Origin of the sequence: Reyranella soli, assembly GCF_007992495.1 — a bacterium.
GTDB classification, from domain to species: domain Bacteria; phylum Pseudomonadota; class Alphaproteobacteria; order Reyranellales; family Reyranellaceae; genus Reyranella; species Reyranella soli.
The window spans coordinates 1-14293 of the sequence record NZ_BKAJ01000102.1; the positions used below are offsets into that span (position 1 = coordinate 1).

At 66.4% G+C, this 14293-nt stretch carries 15 protein-coding genes; 6 read left to right on the forward strand and 9 right to left on the reverse strand.

Going from position 1 to position 14293, the window contains the following annotated elements; translation table 11 throughout:
• Positions 1-146: 146 nt before the first annotated feature.
• Positions 147-1391 carry an MFS transporter gene (locus tag RSO01_RS28320; RefSeq protein ID WP_147153822.1) on the forward strand — a complete coding sequence of 415 codons (1245 nt, stop codon included), beginning with the start codon at positions 147-149 and terminating at the stop codon, positions 1389-1391.
• A gap of 3 nt (positions 1392-1394) precedes the next feature.
• Here RSO01_RS28320 and RSO01_RS28325 read toward each other — a convergent pair whose 3' ends face one another.
• The 3 genes from RSO01_RS28325 to RSO01_RS28335 all read right to left on the reverse strand — a co-directional run bounded on the left by RSO01_RS28325 (position 1395) and on the right by RSO01_RS28335 (position 4041).
• Positions 1395-2324, reverse strand: a complete 930-nt coding sequence (locus RSO01_RS28325; protein WP_170303414.1) for a hypothetical protein — start codon at positions 2322-2324, stop codon at positions 1395-1397.
• A gap of 203 nt (positions 2325-2527) precedes the next feature.
• On the reverse strand, positions 2528-3367 hold the full coding sequence (locus RSO01_RS28330; RefSeq protein ID WP_147153825.1) for a 23S rRNA (adenine(2030)-N(6))-methyltransferase RlmJ: 840 nt from the start codon (positions 3365-3367) through the stop codon (positions 2528-2530).
• Positions 3364-4041: a zinc metalloprotease gene (locus RSO01_RS28335; protein WP_147153827.1), complete on the reverse strand. Its 678-nt coding sequence runs from the start codon at positions 4039-4041 to the stop codon at positions 3364-3366. The genes RSO01_RS28330 and RSO01_RS28335 overlap by 4 nt, the downstream gene beginning before the upstream one ends.
• A gap of 93 nt (positions 4042-4134) precedes the next feature.
• On the opposite strand from RSO01_RS28335, the gene RSO01_RS28340 reads away from it, so the two are divergent.
• Genes RSO01_RS28340 through RSO01_RS28350 form a run of 3 tightly spaced genes read left to right on the forward strand, consistent with a single transcriptional unit; the run spans position 4135 to position 6541 of the window.
• Entirely contained in the window at positions 4135-5073 is a 939-nt protein-coding gene (locus tag RSO01_RS28340) for an acetamidase/formamidase family protein (RefSeq protein ID WP_147153829.1), read from the forward strand.
• Complete coding sequence (locus RSO01_RS28345; protein WP_147153831.1) at positions 5070-5435, forward strand: lipocalin-like domain-containing protein; 366 nt, start codon at positions 5070-5072, stop codon at positions 5433-5435. Before RSO01_RS28340 ends, RSO01_RS28345 begins: the two co-directional genes overlap by 4 nt.
• Entirely contained in the window at positions 5432-6541 is a 1110-nt protein-coding gene (locus tag RSO01_RS28350) for a PLP-dependent cysteine synthase family protein (RefSeq protein WP_147153833.1), read from the forward strand. Before RSO01_RS28345 ends, RSO01_RS28350 begins: the two co-directional genes overlap by 4 nt.
• A 48-nt stretch (positions 6542-6589) precedes the next feature.
• On the opposite strand, the gene RSO01_RS28355 is transcribed toward RSO01_RS28350, so the two are convergent.
• The 5 genes from RSO01_RS28355 to RSO01_RS28375 form a co-directional block, all read right to left on the reverse strand.
• A complete protein-coding gene (locus tag RSO01_RS28355) occupies positions 6590-7765 on the reverse strand; it encodes an OmpA family protein (protein WP_170303415.1) in 1176 nt (391 codons plus the stop codon).
• Between the two features lie 76 nt (positions 7766-7841).
• Positions 7842-9950, reverse strand: a complete 2109-nt coding sequence (locus RSO01_RS28360; RefSeq protein WP_147153836.1) for a serine/threonine-protein kinase — start codon at positions 9948-9950, stop codon at positions 7842-7844.
• 88 nt (positions 9951-10038) lie between these two features.
• Positions 10039-10482, reverse strand: coding sequence for an NfeD family protein (locus RSO01_RS28365; RefSeq protein ID WP_147153838.1), 444 nt, complete (start codon positions 10480-10482; stop codon positions 10039-10041).
• A 3-nt stretch (positions 10483-10485) separates the two neighbouring features.
• Positions 10486-11451, reverse strand: a complete 966-nt coding sequence (locus RSO01_RS28370; protein ID WP_147153840.1) for an SPFH domain-containing protein — start codon at positions 11449-11451, stop codon at positions 10486-10488.
• A 105-nt stretch (positions 11452-11556) separates the two neighbouring features.
• Complete coding sequence (locus RSO01_RS28375; RefSeq protein ID WP_246158883.1) at positions 11557-12291, reverse strand: glutamine amidotransferase-related protein; 735 nt, start codon at positions 12289-12291, stop codon at positions 11557-11559.
• A gap of 92 nt (positions 12292-12383) precedes the next feature.
• Between RSO01_RS28375 and RSO01_RS28380 the strand changes: the two genes are divergently transcribed.
• Both RSO01_RS28380 and RSO01_RS28385 read left to right on the forward strand, forming a co-directional pair.
• On the forward strand, positions 12384-12989 hold the full coding sequence (locus tag RSO01_RS28380) for a 2-hydroxychromene-2-carboxylate isomerase (RefSeq protein ID WP_147153844.1): 606 nt from the start codon (positions 12384-12386) through the stop codon (positions 12987-12989).
• Positions 12990-13386: 397 nt separating this feature from the next.
• Positions 13387-13950, forward strand: a complete 564-nt coding sequence (locus RSO01_RS28385; protein ID WP_147153846.1) for a hypothetical protein — start codon at positions 13387-13389, stop codon at positions 13948-13950.
• A 7-nt stretch (positions 13951-13957) separates the two neighbouring features.
• Here the strand turns inward: RSO01_RS28385 and RSO01_RS48475 are convergent.
• Positions 13958-14293: hypothetical protein (locus tag RSO01_RS48475; RefSeq protein WP_218037484.1), on the reverse strand; the 336-nt coding region annotated here is incomplete at its 5' end.

The window sequence follows — 14293 nt, forward strand, 5'->3', positions numbered from 1 at the left end:
TCCCCGCGCGCTCATGAGCGCGCGGGGACGCGCGCGGTCCGGAAGAGCATGAGCGGACCTGGAGGTCCGCGCTCCGACATGATCCTTCGGAATCCACCGAACTGTTGGCCGTGGCCGGCGCCTCCCCCTCACCCTAGCTTCCCCGCATGACCCAGACCAAGCGAAGCGTCTTTCCCGGCTGGTGGGTTGTCACCGGCGCCTTCCTCTGCATGCTGACCGGCTATGCCGTCGCCTACTCCTTCGCCGCCTTCTTCGGCGCGCTGGAAAGCGAGTTCGGCGCGCGGCGCGGCGAGACCGCGCTGGTCTTCTCGATCTCGGCCTTCCTCTATTTCCTGCTGGGCTTCCCCGCCGGCCTGATCGCCGACCGGACCGGCCCGCGGCCCGTCGTCGTCGGCGGTTTGCTGCTGATTGCCGTCGGCCTGGTCGCCGCCGCGCAGGCGACGAGCCTGTGGCAGATCTATGCCGGCTACGGGCTGGGCGTCGGCGTGGGCATCGGCCTCAGCTACGTGCCGAGCGTGGCGGCCGTGCAGCGCTGGTTCGTACGCAGCCGCGGCACCGCCAGCGGCATCGCCGTCGCGGGCATCGGCGTCGGCACGCTGATCGGCGCGCCCCTGGCGCATCAGTTGATCCCCCATCTCGGCTGGCGTCAGACCTATCTGGTGCTCGCCGCCCTCACTGTCCTGGGCGCCGCCGTCTCCGGCGCGCTGGTTCGATCGGCGCCCGAGCGCTACGGCCTCACGCCGGACGGCGACCCGCCGCATCCCTCGGGCATGAGTGCGATGCCGGCCGGGCTCACGCTCGGCGAGGCCCTGCGGTCAGGGCCGTTCTGGTCGATCTATGTCGGGGCGCTCTTGATGTCGTTCGGCCTGTTCGCGCCCTTCGTCCACCTCCTGCCCTACGCGCGCGACGTCGGGCTGGGCGAGGCCTTCGGCGTGCTGCTGATCGTGCTTCTGGGCGTCGGCAGCACGGTCGGCCGCTTCCTGTTCGCCAGCGTCACCGGCTTGATCGGCCGCAAGCACTCGTTCGGCCTGATGTATGTCGGCGCCGCCGCCATGCTGGTGATGTGGTCGATGTCGACCACCGCGCCGGCGCTCATCGTCTTCGCCCTGGCCTTCGGCGCCTTCTATGGCGGCTTCGTCGCCATCGCGCCCTCGCTCGCCGCCGACTATTTCGGCGGCAAGGCCTTGGGCTCGATCATCGGCGCGCTCTACAGCGGCGTCGCCTTCGGCGCCCTGCTGGGATCGCCGGTCGCGGGCTACGCCTACGATTTCTTCGGGTCCTATACCGGCGCCATCCTGGCCGGTGCCGCGCTCTGCCTGGTGTCGTTCGTGATCACCCTGCTGACGCCGGAGCCGGCGCGCTGGCTGGCGACGCGCAAGCCCTCGGCGTGAGCGTCAGCGGTTGGCGCCCGGCACAAGCCGCCTTGCCGCGTCACGCAGCGTCGCCATGATCCCCTGCGGAGACGGCGCCTCGCTTTCGCGGATCTCTTGCGGCGCCGGCATGGTGTTGATGGTCTGCATGGCGAGGACCGCCGTCGATGCGACGAAGCCATGGGCGCGCACACCCGGAGAGCATTTCGTTTCCGTGATCACCGGAAAGCCGTTCAGTCGGCCGATCCGTATCGAAGGATCGTAATATTTGAGAAACGCGTCATCCCGCGCCCACAGCCGGATTTCGAGGCTGTAACGATCGGCCATCGTGCCGTATCCGGTCGTGAAGTGAGGCGAGAACTTCGAATGAATGGTCAGGTCACCGGCTTGATAGTGCGGTATCCACATCTTGCCGAGCTGGTCCATGAAATAGGACGAGCCGACGTCGTTGTTGGGCTCGGCGGGCAGGACGTGGTCCGGTGACGGCACCACGAAGCCCAATCCCGAGTCACGCAGCGGCGCCACCTCCTGCAGCGGAATCCAGATCGAGAGCGGCACCTCCGGGTTGACGGCCGTCGCATCCTGGTGCGCGCCGACGAGCAGCGGCTGGTCGATATTGTGCCGGCCAAGGCAAAGGCCCAGCATCACCACGATGTCCTTGGACTGGCAGATCTCCTCGATGACCGGCCACGCCCACGAGGTGATGAGCCCCGACAGGACCGTCGACGTCGGCGATTGCCCGCCATGGCGGATGATCCATGGAACATGCCAGCTGCCATGGATGGTCTCGCCATTCTCCCATTCAGGCCTCGGGCCTTCGTCGAAAGTTGGCACGCTATCGTTGCCAGCCGCTTGAGCGTCGCCGTTCTTCTTGATCTCGGTTTCGATGAATTGCTCGAATACCTGCCGGCACCCGGCCAGCATTTCGGGCGAAAGCACCTCGCGCAGCAACACGACTCCATTGCGACGCCACTTGTCCGCGATGGGTCCGGGAGCGCCATCGCGCGAGAAGGACAGGTCCGACCGGTGGCGCAACATCTTGGGATGCTGGGCAACCACCTCATGGAAATAGGGCATCTAGCTACGCTCGCCGCCTTCGACTTGGAGGATACTCTCTCGATTGTACGTCACTTCGTATCGCCCGTCGCGCGCCACGCCTATGACGCCGGCGGCGCGCAAATTGTCGCCCTGGCACCCGGCTCCAGGTGCGCTGCAATCCACGGCAGGGCCTCGCGCATTGCTTCCTCGAAGCGCCACGGCGGATTGATCACTGCCAAGCCGCAGGCGGCCAGGCGGCCCTGCTCGATGCCCTCGACGCTGAGTTCCAGGATCAACGGCTTGAACGAGGCGAGATCGGCAGCAAACGCAGCGGCGGCCTTGTCCTTGATCGGATACCAGACGGCATAGCAGCCCGTCGCAAAGCGCCGCGCGCCCTGACCCAACGCGCGCAGCAGCTGCTCATACTCGTCAGGCGCCTCGAACGGCGGATCGATCAGCATCAGGCCGCGGCGTTCGATGGGCGGCAGCAGGGCCTTGAGCGCATGGTAGCCGTCGGCTTGACGGACCTCGATGGCACGATCGCCGGCGAACTCGCGCTTGAGCGCCAGCGCCTCCTTGGGATTCAGCTCGCAGGCGATGAAGCGGTCTCCCGGTCGAAGTGCCGCGCGCACCAGCCGCGGCGACCCGGGATAGCGCCTGGGCAGGCCGCCAGCCGGCCCGAACTTGCGATCGTAGGCGGCAACGGCTGCGAGGTAACGCACGACGGCCGGCGGCATGCCGGCGCGCGGCGCCGCGGCGAGGCGGACGACTCCCGCCTCCGCCTCGCCGGTGCGGCGAGCGAGACTGCCGGCCAGGTCATAGCCGCCCGCGCCGGCGTGCGTGTCGAGCACGAACAGCTTCTTGTCCTTGGCCGTCAGCAGCCTGAGCAGCTCGCAGAGCGCCGTGTGTTTCAGGACGTCGGCAAAGTTCCCGGCGTGGTAGCCGTGACGGTAGTTCATCGACCGACCATCGCCACGGTATTGCAGGCGCCGAACGGTCTTGCCTTCAGAACGCCTGCGTTGACCAACGCTGCGCGATCATCCGGACAGAATTCTGCTGGCTTGACATCGAGTTCCTCCAGACTGCGCGGAAAGGACATGATGCAGCCGCCGGTGCGCAGTCCGGCGATGACGGCAACGGACTTCAGCATCAGCTTGGAGAGCCGGTCGCCCGTGATGTCCGACACGCGCTTGCGGGACAGGCCGGGTTCGGTTGGCGCCAGGCGGATGATGGACATGACCGCGCTGGTGCCTCCGTCGGCCAGGGTGTTGGCGAACACATAGTTGAGGCCAGGGACTTTCAGGTCGAAGGGCAGGATCAGATATCTGAACGGTCGTCCCGAGTCTCCGTCCGTCGCACGCGCAAACAGGTGATTGACCTTTGCGGCGTCGAACTGGCTCGCGGTTGCCAGAAGATCGCGCGTGAGCGGCAAGTCGACGGTCGTGGCCCTGACGGGCGCCACCAGGACACGACCTAGCTCGCAGACCAGGCCTTCGACGAAGTCGGCATCCTTGAGCGACGGATGAAGGTAGATCACCACCTCGTCCGGCGCGGCGAGCCGTGGTTGGGCCGCCGCCACACTGGCGGTGAGAAACGCGAGAACAGCGGCGACGATACCGAAGCGGGATGCCATGGCAGCGAGTTTACCGGCAACGGTCGTGTGGCGTTAGTTTTTGGTGGTTGGCTGGGCACGGACTGTGCTTCAACCGAGGTCAGAGGGGATATCATGGCCAACCACGAACTGAATTCATCGCCCGAGACCTGTCACTGGGGCTATTTCGACAGCCAGCTGAAACCGTCGCTGCGCATCAAGTCGGGCGACATCGCCACCATCCATTGCGTCTCCGGTTCGGCCGAGATCCTGCCAGGCGACCCGTTCAATGTCCTGCCCGAGCATCGCGATATTCTGGGCAAGCTGAAGCCTCACCTCGGCCGCCACATCCTGACCGGCCCGGTCTACGTCGAGGGCGCCGAGCGCGGCGATGCGCTGGCGGTCGAAGTCCTCGACATCAAGTTCCGCACCAATTGGGGCTGGAACGTGCAACGGCCGCTCGCCGGCACGCTGCCTGAAGATTTTCCGTTCTATCGCCTGACCCACATCCCGATCGATTCCAACCGCGGCGTCTGCACCATGCCATGGGGCCTGGAGATCGAGCTAAAGCCGTTCTTCGGCATCATGGGCAACGCACCGCCGCCGGAATGGGGCCAGTGCAGCTCGATCGAGCCGCGCGCCTTCGGCGGCAACATCGACAACAAGCACTTCCAGGTCGGCAGCACGGTCTACCTGCCGGTATTCGCCGAGGGCGGCCTGTTCTCGACCGGCGACGGCCATGGCGTGCAGGGCGACGGCGAGGTCAACCTGACGGCGCTCGAGACGTCGCTCAGCGGCACCTTCCGCTTCACCGTGCGCAAGGACATGAAGCTCAACAACCCGCGCTGCGAGACCGCGACGCACTGGATCACCCACGGCTTCGACCACGATCTCGACGACGCCGCCAAGGAAGCGCTGCGCGACATGATCCGCCTGATCTCGGCCAAGACCGGCCTGTCGGCCGCCGACGCCTACATGCTGTGCAGCCTGCAGGCCGACCTACACGTCACCCAGACCGTCGACGGCCACAAGGGCATCCACTGCATGATCGCCAAGAAGGTGATCGGCGGGTGACGCACGATCTCGTGGGCGCCTGGCAGCTCATGAGCTGGTCTTTCGAGTACGAGGACGGGCGGCCCAACGAGTTTCCCTTGGGCCGCGATGCACGAGGCCTGCTGCTCTACACGCCGGGAGGTCAGGTCAGCGCGACCTTGATGGGCGGCGAGCCGCCGGGATCCCTCGCCTATGCCGGCCGCTATGACGTGCGCGATGGCGCGGTCTATCATTCGATCGAGGTCGCGACCGACCCAACGCTGGTGGGGATGACGACGATCCGACACATCGCACGGGAGGGCGACGTGCTGACACTTTCGGGGCCGGACTTCCGCGCCGGCACGGGGCGCAGCCAGAAGATCGTGTGGCGGCGGGAGCCATGAACACACCGACCCTGCTCGGCGAAGCGGCCGGCCGCCACGACGAAGCGGCCTGGTCGCGCCATGCCATCGAGCTGATCCAGAACGACCAGCGCCGCTCGGCCGACACCCATCTGCTGAAACTCTACCTACCCGCCTTCGAGGGCATCGATATCTACCTCAAGGACGAGTCGACCCATCCGACGGGCAGCCTGAAGCACCGGCTGGCGCGCTCGCTCTTCCTCTACGGCATCTGCAACGGCCGCATCCGCCACGACACGCCGATCGTCGAGGCCTCGTCGGGCTCGACGGCGATCTCCGAGGCCTATTTCGCGCGCATGCTGGGACTGCCGTTCCACGCCGTGATGTCGGCCAGCACGTCGCAGGAGAAAGTCCAGGAGATCGAGCGCCAGGGCGGCAAGTGCCATCTAGTCGCCGACGGCAAGGGCATCTACGCCGCCGCCGAGGAGCTCGCCGGCAAGCTGGGCGGCGTCTACATGGACCAGTTCACCTACGCCGAGCGCGCCACCGACTGGCGCGGCAACAACAACATCGCCGAATCGATCTTCGAGCAGATGAGCCGCGAGGAGCATCCGGTGCCCGCCTGGATCGTCATGAGCGCCGGCACCGGCGGCACGACGGCGACGCTTGGCCGCTATATCCGCTACAGGCGGCTGGCCACGCGCCTGTGCGCCGCCGATCCCGAATACTCCGCCTTCTTCGAAGCGTTCGACACCGGCAACATGGCGGCGATCAGCGAGCGCGGCTCGCGCATCGAGGGCATCGGCCGGCCGCGCGTCGAGCCGTCGTTCATTCCCAAGGTGATCGACCACATGATGCGCGTGCCCGACGAGGCGGCGCTCGCCGCGATGCGCGTGCTGTCGCGCCGGCTCGGCCGCCGCGTCGGCGGCTCGACCGGCACGAATTTCTACGCGCTCTGCATCATGGCGTCGCGCATGAAGGCGGAGGGCGCCAAGGGCTCGCTGGTGACGCTGATCTGCGACAGCGGCGAGCGCTACGGCCACACTTATTACAGCGACGAGTGGATCGCGGCCCAGGGCTTCGACCTTGTCCCGTCCGAACGCCGCCTCGAGGCGTTCCTCGAAGGCAGATCGCTCGACGCTTTGTGACCCCGGGCAGTCGCGAGAGGCGACCGCCCGGAAAGTCTCAGGCTGCGCTTAGCTGCACTTGCCGACCGGCTTGAACTCGACGCGCCGGTCGAGCGCGTCGCTCAGGTCGTCCTTGCCGGTGCCCACCATGTTCTGGTTCGACCCGGCGCCGACGGTGATCAACCGGCTACCGAGCTGGGGCGCGTCGGCGTCCAGCCGCCGCTTCACGTAGTCGGCGCGCTGCAGCGACAGGCGCTCGTTGACCTGCGACGAGCCGGTGCGGCTGGTGTGCCCCGACACCTCGATGCAGTCGTTGGCCTTGGCGGTGAACTGCGCCGACTGCGTCGCGATCTGCTGCAGCCAGACCGGATACTGCCCGCTCAACGCCTGATCCTGGTAGAACTGGGTCGAGCCCGGCTGGAACAGGAACTTCACGGCCAGGCGATTGCGCTTCAGGCCGTAGCCCACCGCCTCGCCGAAGGCGTTGGCGGCCTGGGCTTCCTGGTTCATCCGCAAGTACGACAGGTAGACGCCGTTGTAGGCCTTGAGCTGGTCGCCGTACGGCGACCTCTTGGCCGTCGAATAGAGGTCCAGCGCCGTCTGGTAGGAGCCGGCGTTGAAGGCATCGTCGCCCTGGCTGATCAGCGAGGCGGTGGTCAGGCCTTCGAGGAAGTCCTTGCTGACCGTATCGCCGACCTTGGACGCCTGGCAGGTGCTGATGTAGGCCTGGGTCGCCGGATCGGCCGTCCATACCGGACTCTGGCGGAACACTGTCGTCGGCGTGCCGTCGACGCCGGCAACCGCGGCGCGCGCGACGCTCTTGGCAACGACCTTGCCGGTCTTGAGGTCGACCAGCACGAGGCAGAAGCGATAGGCTTCGCGCGGACCGGTCGTCTGGTTCTGCCCGTTGACCGGCGTGAAGGTGCCGACGAGCACCATCGGCGGGTCTTTCAGCGCGGCCGGCGAGAAGCGCTCGACGGAGAAGCGTGGATACTGCCGCTGCACGAGGTCGATGACCCGGCTCTGGATGTTCTCCGTGGCAGCCGACGTGTATCCCGTGACGCCGTCGACGAGAGGATCGATGACGACGCGATAAGATCCCTGTGGGGCGTTCGTGAACACAGTGTTCGCCGCGTTCGTCACCGCCTGGTCGAACGGCAGGATCGGCGGCAGTGGCGCCGGCGCGGCCGCCTGTTGCGGTGCCGTCGTGGTCGGCTGCTGCTCGACGCAGGCGACGAGGCCCACACCGAGAAGTGAGAGGCCAACGAGCGCACCAGATCGCCGAATCGTCCGGGCGAGTCTTGTGATGTGGTCGATTGATTCAGCGGCAATGATCCCGGAGATAGGCTCGGTCTGCATCAGCGAGTGCTCCCGTTAGTTGGGCGGATTGCAAGATACTCTTGCAACGAGGATCGTTCGCCGACGATGAAGGCGGCGTTGTCCTCGGCCCGATATTTGTAACCGGAGTTTGTGGCGTTTGTGCGGGTGCAGCGCGTGGTGTCACGAGCAACGCCTCGTTGAGCATCGAATTCTTCTGCGTCGCTGAAAGGAAGCCGGTGACGGGTTGATTATGTGACTTTTGCCACGCTCCGATCATGTCGCGCGTGCGCGGGCCGAAGGTGCCGTCGACACCCTGGATGTCGAAGCCGAGCGCTTTCAAGGCCGATTGAACGCGCTGTCGATCTGCAACCGAAAGGTTCAGCGCTGCTTCAGAATTTTCTGCCGCCTTCTGAGCCGCGGCTGCGTCGGCCTTCTGCATCGCTTCTGCATCCGCCCTCTGTTTGGCCTCGGCTTCAGCCTGCTGCCTGGCTGCCGCTTCGGCTTGCTGCTTCGCCGCCGCTTCGGCATCCGCCTTCTGTTTGGCTTCGGCTTCCGCCTTTGCCTTGGCGTCGGCCTCAGCCTTCGCCTTTGCATCGGCCTCAGCCTTCTGTCTGGCCTCTGCTTCCGCCTTCGCCTTGGCATCGGCCCTCGCCCTGGCCTCCGCGTCAGCCTTCGCCTTGGCTTCAGCCTCCGCCTTTTGCTTGGCCTCGACTTCAGCCTTGTGTCTGGCTTCGGCTTCGGCCTGTCGCCGCGCGTCGGCCTCGGCCTGCTGTCTGGCGGCTTCGGCTGCAGCTATCTGCCTGGCCATGGCCTCTGCCTTCTGCTTGGCCTCCGCATCTGCCTTTGCTTTGGCGGCGGCCTCGGCTTGTTGTCGTGCGGCCGCTTCGGCAGCTGCCTTCCGTTTGGCTTCGGCCTCCGCCTTCTGTTTGGCTTCAGCCTCGGCGGCAGCCGGCACGTCTGGCCGGCGCGCGCCGTCGATGGCGCCCTGCGGCGAAAGCCAGAAGTATCCCGCAACCAGAGCCACGATCAGCGCCAACCCTCCAGCCACCAGAGCGACCTGCCTGCGTGTCGCCGGCGCACGAAGGCGTGCATGAGGGACCGCGGGTACAGCGCTGGCCGCTCGAGGCGCTGGTGACGACGGTGGGGTTACATCCGATCGTGTCACCGGCGGCCGGCGCGGCCGGGCATCGACGATGGTTGCATCGCTCGCCCGTCCGTCGGCGAACAGCCCGCGCCACGCCGCGATCGACTGCGGGCGATCCTCAGCACGCACCGCCAGTCCAGCGTCGATGCCGCTCAGCAGCCCCGGACGAAAGCCGGCCGGGCGCATCGTGCTCAAGGGCACGTAGTTCTCCTTGAGCACCCGCTCCATGGCAGTCGGCGGCGGCTCGCCCGTGGTCGCGAAATAGAGGGTCACGGCGAGGCCGTAGATGTCGGTCCACGGCCCCTGCTCGTCAGACGTGAGCTGCTCGACCGCAGCGTAGCGCGGCGTGAACACCGCGGTCATGGCCGAGGTGCGATCGGCCATCGAGGCGCGTGAGGAGCCGAAGTCGATCAGCGTCGGATCGTCCTGCGCATCGACGATGATGTTGGCCGGCTTGATGTCGCGATGGAGAAAGTGCGAGCGGTGAACCTGCTCCAGCCCGTCGAGCAGCTTTTGCGCCAGGCGCTCGACGATCGGCGCAGCGAGCGCCCCTTCCCGCTTCACCCGTTGATCGAGGGTCTCGCCGCGGACCAACGCCATGACCATGTAGGCCGTGCCGTTGGCCTCCAGGAAGTCGTAGACGCGAACGACGGCCGGCGCGCCCTCGAGCGTCACCAGCGTGCGGGCCTCCTCGAGGAAGCGATCGCGGCCCCACTTGAAAGTGTCACTGTCGTCGCTCGAGCGCGGCACGACGGTCGCGCCGTGGGTGCGGATGGCGAGCGAGGTCGGCAGATATTCCTTGATGGCGACTTCGCGCTTCAGGAGCGTGTCACGGGCGCGATAGGTGATGCCAAAGCCACCATGGCCCAGGACGGAAACCAACTCGTAGTTGCGTAGCCGGGTCCCGGGAGGCAGCGTGCCGTGAAGGTCGCTGTGCGGGACGTCCGAGTCGGTACCAGCACCCATTCGCTACCCTGGCTGACAGCCTCATGGCGGATTTTACGGCCGACCGATCCGCCGTTTCCAGCAGCAAGCACCGCGACTGAGGCGAAATTCAGGGTGCCGGTTCGACCGCGAGTTCAGTGCCGTTCACCGCCGTCACGCGCACCCGTGCGCCGGCCACCATGTCGGGGCCGGTGACGGTCCAGCTGCCGTCGCCCACCTTCACTCGGCCACGGCCGTTCAGGATCGGCGCGTCGAGCACGATGGTCTTGCCGATCATGGCGTCGCCGCGGGCATTGATGGTGGCATCCTGCGGGCGCCCCTGCTGCAGTCGCTTGAGCGTTGGGCGCAGCACGACCGCGGAGGCGACCGAGACGATGGCGAAGACGAAGAGTTGCAGCTCGAGCGAGAGGTCCGACGCGACCAGCAGGAAGGCGCCGACGGCGGCCGCGCCGGCCGCCAGGAACAGGAAGACGACGCCCGGCAGCATCATCTCGAACACCAGCAGCACGGCGGCGAGCGCCCACCAGTACCAGAACAGGATCTTGAAGCTCATGGCTCAGCCCGAGCTGGGCACCGAGCCGCGCGGCCGGCCCGCCGCCGCCTCGACGCCGCGCGCCTGCGCCTCCTTGGCGAGTTCGCCGATGCCGGCGATCGAGGCCATGACGCCCGCCGCCTCCACGGGGAGGAAGAACACCTTGGAGTTGGTGCTCGAGCCCATGCGCGACAGCGCCTCGACGTACTTGGTGCCGAGGAAGTAGTTGGTTGCCTGCACGCCGTTGCCGGAGATTGCCTCGGCAACCACCGCGGTCGCTTTGGCCTCGGCCTGGGCCAGACGCTCGCGCGCCTCGGCGTCGCGGAAGGCGGCCTCGCGGCGGCCCTCGGCAGTCAGGATGGCCGACTGCTTCTCGCCCTCGGCGCGCTGGATGCTCGATTCGCGGACGCCCTCGGCCTCCAGGATGGTGGCGCGCTTCTCGCGCTCGGCCTTCATCTGCCGTCCCATCGCCACCACGATATCCTCGGGTGGCGCGATGTCCTTGAGCTCGATGCGCAGCACCTTGACGCCCCACGGGCCGGTCGCCTGGTCGATGACGGCAAGCAGGGTATTGTTGATCTCGTTGCGCCTGGACAGCACTTCGTCCAGCGCCATGTTGCCCATGACGCTCCTGATGTTTGTGAGCGCCAGGTTGGTGATAGCGAGGTGGAGGTTCTGCACCTCGTAGGCGGCGCGGGCCGCATCGATCACCTGGTAGAAGGCGACGGCGTCGACCTGCACCGTGGCGTTATCCTTGGTGATGACCTTCTGGCCCGGAATGTCGAGCACGTTCTCCTGCATGTTCATCTTTCGGCCGACCGTGTCGATGAACGGCACGATGACATGCAGGCCGGGCGGCAGGGTGCGCGTGTAACGGCCGAACCGCTCAATGGTCCAGTTGGTGCCCTGCGACACGGTCTTGACGCCAGCGAACACCAGCACCAACGCCACGACCACCAACGCCAGGACGAAGATCAGAGCACCAGACATTTCTTGCGCCTCCCGGGCTTCGAAGAGCGGAACCCTATCCTAAGCTGGTGTCGGGAACCATCTTGCCGGAGCGCGCCACTCCAGTGGCGCGCGCCCGGCAAAGACTTAGTCCGCCGCCATCGCCAGTTCGGGCGCGGCGCTACGCTGGTCGGTCGCCAGCCAGCGGTCGAGGAAGCTGTCGATCCAACGGTCGAGCGGCGGATCGTAGAGCGCGTGCATGCTGAGATGCACGCCGCGCTGCTGGATGCCGGGTTGCTTCAGCCGCTCCGATTTGAGCGTCCAGATCTCCTTCATCTCCAGCGTCACCTCGGGGTGGAACTGGAAGCCGAAGGCGTTGGGACCGCAGCGGAAGCCCTGCACGGGATAGGTGTCGTTGGTGGCCAGCAGCTCGCAGCAGTCGGGGATCTGCATGCCCTCGCGATGCCACTGATAGACCTTCATCGGCCCCTCGAACCAGGCGCGGCCCGCTTCGGTCGGCTCGATGTCGACATAGCCCACCTCGACCTTGCCCTCGGGATGGGGATTGACGCGGCCGCCAAGCGCGCGCGTCAGCAGCTGGGCGCCAAGGCAGAGGCCGAGATACGGCACGCCCGCATCGATCACCTTGGGGATCCACTCGAGCTCGCACTTGATGCCGGCGAGCGTACCGCAGTCGTTGGCCGACATCGGCCCGCCGAAGATCACCACGCCGGCATAGTCCGACATGTCTTCGGGCAGGTTGCAGCCGAGATTGGGGCAGAGGCGATGGAGCTCGTAACCGCGCTTCTCGAGGAGGGCGCCGACCCGGCCGGGCCGCGACTGCTCCTGGTGCACGACGATCGCTATTTTCTTGGAAACCACTTTTTTGGGCTTTTCAGCCGGTACCGTCATGGATTTGCAAGATACGCTGCGCTTATGGCAACGACAAGGCGAACCGACCGCGGAGGGACGAAATGGCGCGCCACCTGGATTTCTACTTCGATTGTTCGAGCCCGTGGACATATCTCGCGTTCCATGCGGTGCAGCCGCTGGCCGCCGAACTCGGCGCGGAAATTGCCTGGAAGCCCATCCTGGTCGGCGGCGTGTTCAACACGGTCAACCAGACGGTGTACGACAATCGCGCCAAGCCCAATCCGCTGAAGCAGTCCTACATGCTGAAGGACCTCGCCGACTGGGCGCGGCTCTACGACCTTCGCATCGTCTTCCCACCGAAAGTCTTCCCGGTGAACAGCGTCAAGTGCATGCGCGGCGCCTTCCACGCGCTCGACGAAGGCAAGCTCGTGCCCTACTCGACCGCGGCCTTCGAAGCCTACTGGGGTGATGATCGCGACATCGCCCGCGAGGAGGTGCTGGCCGACATCGCCGCCAAGGCCGGCCTCGACCGCCAGCGCTTCTTCGCCGCCATCGAGACCGACACCTGCAAGCAGAAACTGCGCGCCAACACCGACGAGCTCATCACCCGCGGCGGCTTCGGCAGTCCGACGATGTTCGTCGGCAGCTCGATGTTCTTCGGCAACGATCGCCTGCCACTGGTCAAGGCGGCGTTGGAGGCATCATGAGCCCCTCCCCCGTTATTGAGTCCCTCCCCCGTCATACGGGGGAGGGTACGGGAGGGGGGGAGTCGCAGTGATGACCTCTGACCATTGCAGATCATGATCTTCGCCTCCCACACATTTCTGTTGAGGCTTTCCCCCACCCTACCCTCCCCCGTATGACGGGGGAGGAGATGAGAGGTGAGAGGTCGGAGATGAGAGATCAGCGATCAGCCTCGGCCATATTCCGCATCGCGTCACCCCTCGCCATCGACCGTGCACTTACCCGGCCCTGCACTGATCCCCGGATTTTTTGCTGCGGCAGGATGGTCTTCACCCACTCCTACACGGTATTTGATTTGAAAGAGGCCCCTAACTGTTGTACCCGCATGCGGTTTCCGGCCAATGCGTTGGGAGTGAATTAATGATCAAGAAGCTCTTGCAGGCGGCAGTTGTAGTCGCAGGCGGTCTGGCCTTGGGCGGTTGCCCGCTCGGACAGCAGGCCAAGACGACCGCCCCGGCCTCCAAGCCGCCGGCAGCGGACTACCAGGTCGCGTCGACGGTCGCGCCGCCGCCGGCCGCCAGCGTCCGCAGCATCTGCTACAATGATGCCGACCTCGCGACCTATCGCGTCCGCATGCTGCAGATGGAGCTGAACGTCGCCACCCTGCAGTGCCAGAGCGCGGGCGGCAGCCGGGCCTACGAAGGCATGTACGGCCAGCTCCTGAGCAAGTACCAGTCCGAGCTCGCCGCCAACGGCCGCGCCATGCAGCAGCTCGCCGGCCGCAAGCGCTTCAACCTCGACGTCGTGGTCACCGAGTTCGCCAACCGCACCGCCCAGCGCGCGCCGACCGACAAGGAATTCTGCGGCCGCGCCAAGCGCGCCTTCGATTGGGCGCTGTCCTCTCAGGTGACGTCGCTGGCGCAGGCGCCGCCGCCGTACGATCTTGGCCCGGAGATGAATGTCCATCCCTGCCCCAAGCAGTAAGGGCCACTCAGTAGAAATACGGCACGAGACACCGAGGGCGGTCCAGCGGACCGCCCTTTTTCGTCAGATGTGCTGGGCCTTGCCGCCGGAGCGCGGTCCGCCTGTCGAATCGACGAGCCGCGAGGTCGCGAGCCGCAACATCGTCCGGTAGCCCGGCTGCAGCTCCATCTTTTCCCGGAAGCCCGCGGCGAGCAGCGCGCGGTGAGCCTGCGGCAAACAGCGCCATGCTGGCGCCGATCAACGCCCAGGCATGCGCCACCAAGAGCGCGCCCATCAGGTTGGATTTTCGTCCGAGCTTGCGCCGCTGCTCCGCCGTCAAATAGCTTTGCCTGCCCACCGATCG

Excerpts from the sequence above, each read along its gene's own strand:
- RSO01_RS28350 (WP_147153833.1), top strand. The coding sequence starts at position 5,432 with ATGAACACACCGACCCTGCTCGGCGAAGCGGCCGGCCGCCACGACGAA.
- RSO01_RS28370 (WP_147153840.1), bottom strand. The coding sequence starts at position 11,451 with ATGTCTGGTGCTCTGATCTTCGTCCTGGCGTTGGTGGTCGTGGCGTTG.
- RSO01_RS28360 (WP_147153836.1), bottom strand. The coding sequence starts at position 9,950 with ATGGGTGCTGGTACCGACTCGGACGTCCCGCACAGCGACCTTCACGGC.
- RSO01_RS28320 (WP_147153822.1), top strand. The coding sequence starts at position 147 with ATGACCCAGACCAAGCGAAGCGTCTTTCCCGGCTGGTGGGTTGTCACC.
- RSO01_RS28330 (WP_147153825.1), bottom strand. The coding sequence starts at position 3,367 with ATGAACTACCGTCACGGCTACCACGCCGGGAACTTTGCCGACGTCCTG.
- RSO01_RS28335 (WP_147153827.1), bottom strand. The coding sequence starts at position 4,041 with ATGGCATCCCGCTTCGGTATCGTCGCCGCTGTTCTCGCGTTTCTCACC.
- RSO01_RS28340 (WP_147153829.1), top strand. The coding sequence starts at position 4,135 with ATGGCCAACCACGAACTGAATTCATCGCCCGAGACCTGTCACTGGGGC.
- RSO01_RS28365 (WP_147153838.1), bottom strand. The coding sequence starts at position 10,482 with ATGAGCTTCAAGATCCTGTTCTGGTACTGGTGGGCGCTCGCCGCCGTG.
- RSO01_RS28385 (WP_147153846.1), top strand. The coding sequence starts at position 13,387 with ATGATCAAGAAGCTCTTGCAGGCGGCAGTTGTAGTCGCAGGCGGTCTG.
- RSO01_RS28380 (WP_147153844.1), top strand. The coding sequence starts at position 12,384 with ATGGCGCGCCACCTGGATTTCTACTTCGATTGTTCGAGCCCGTGGACA.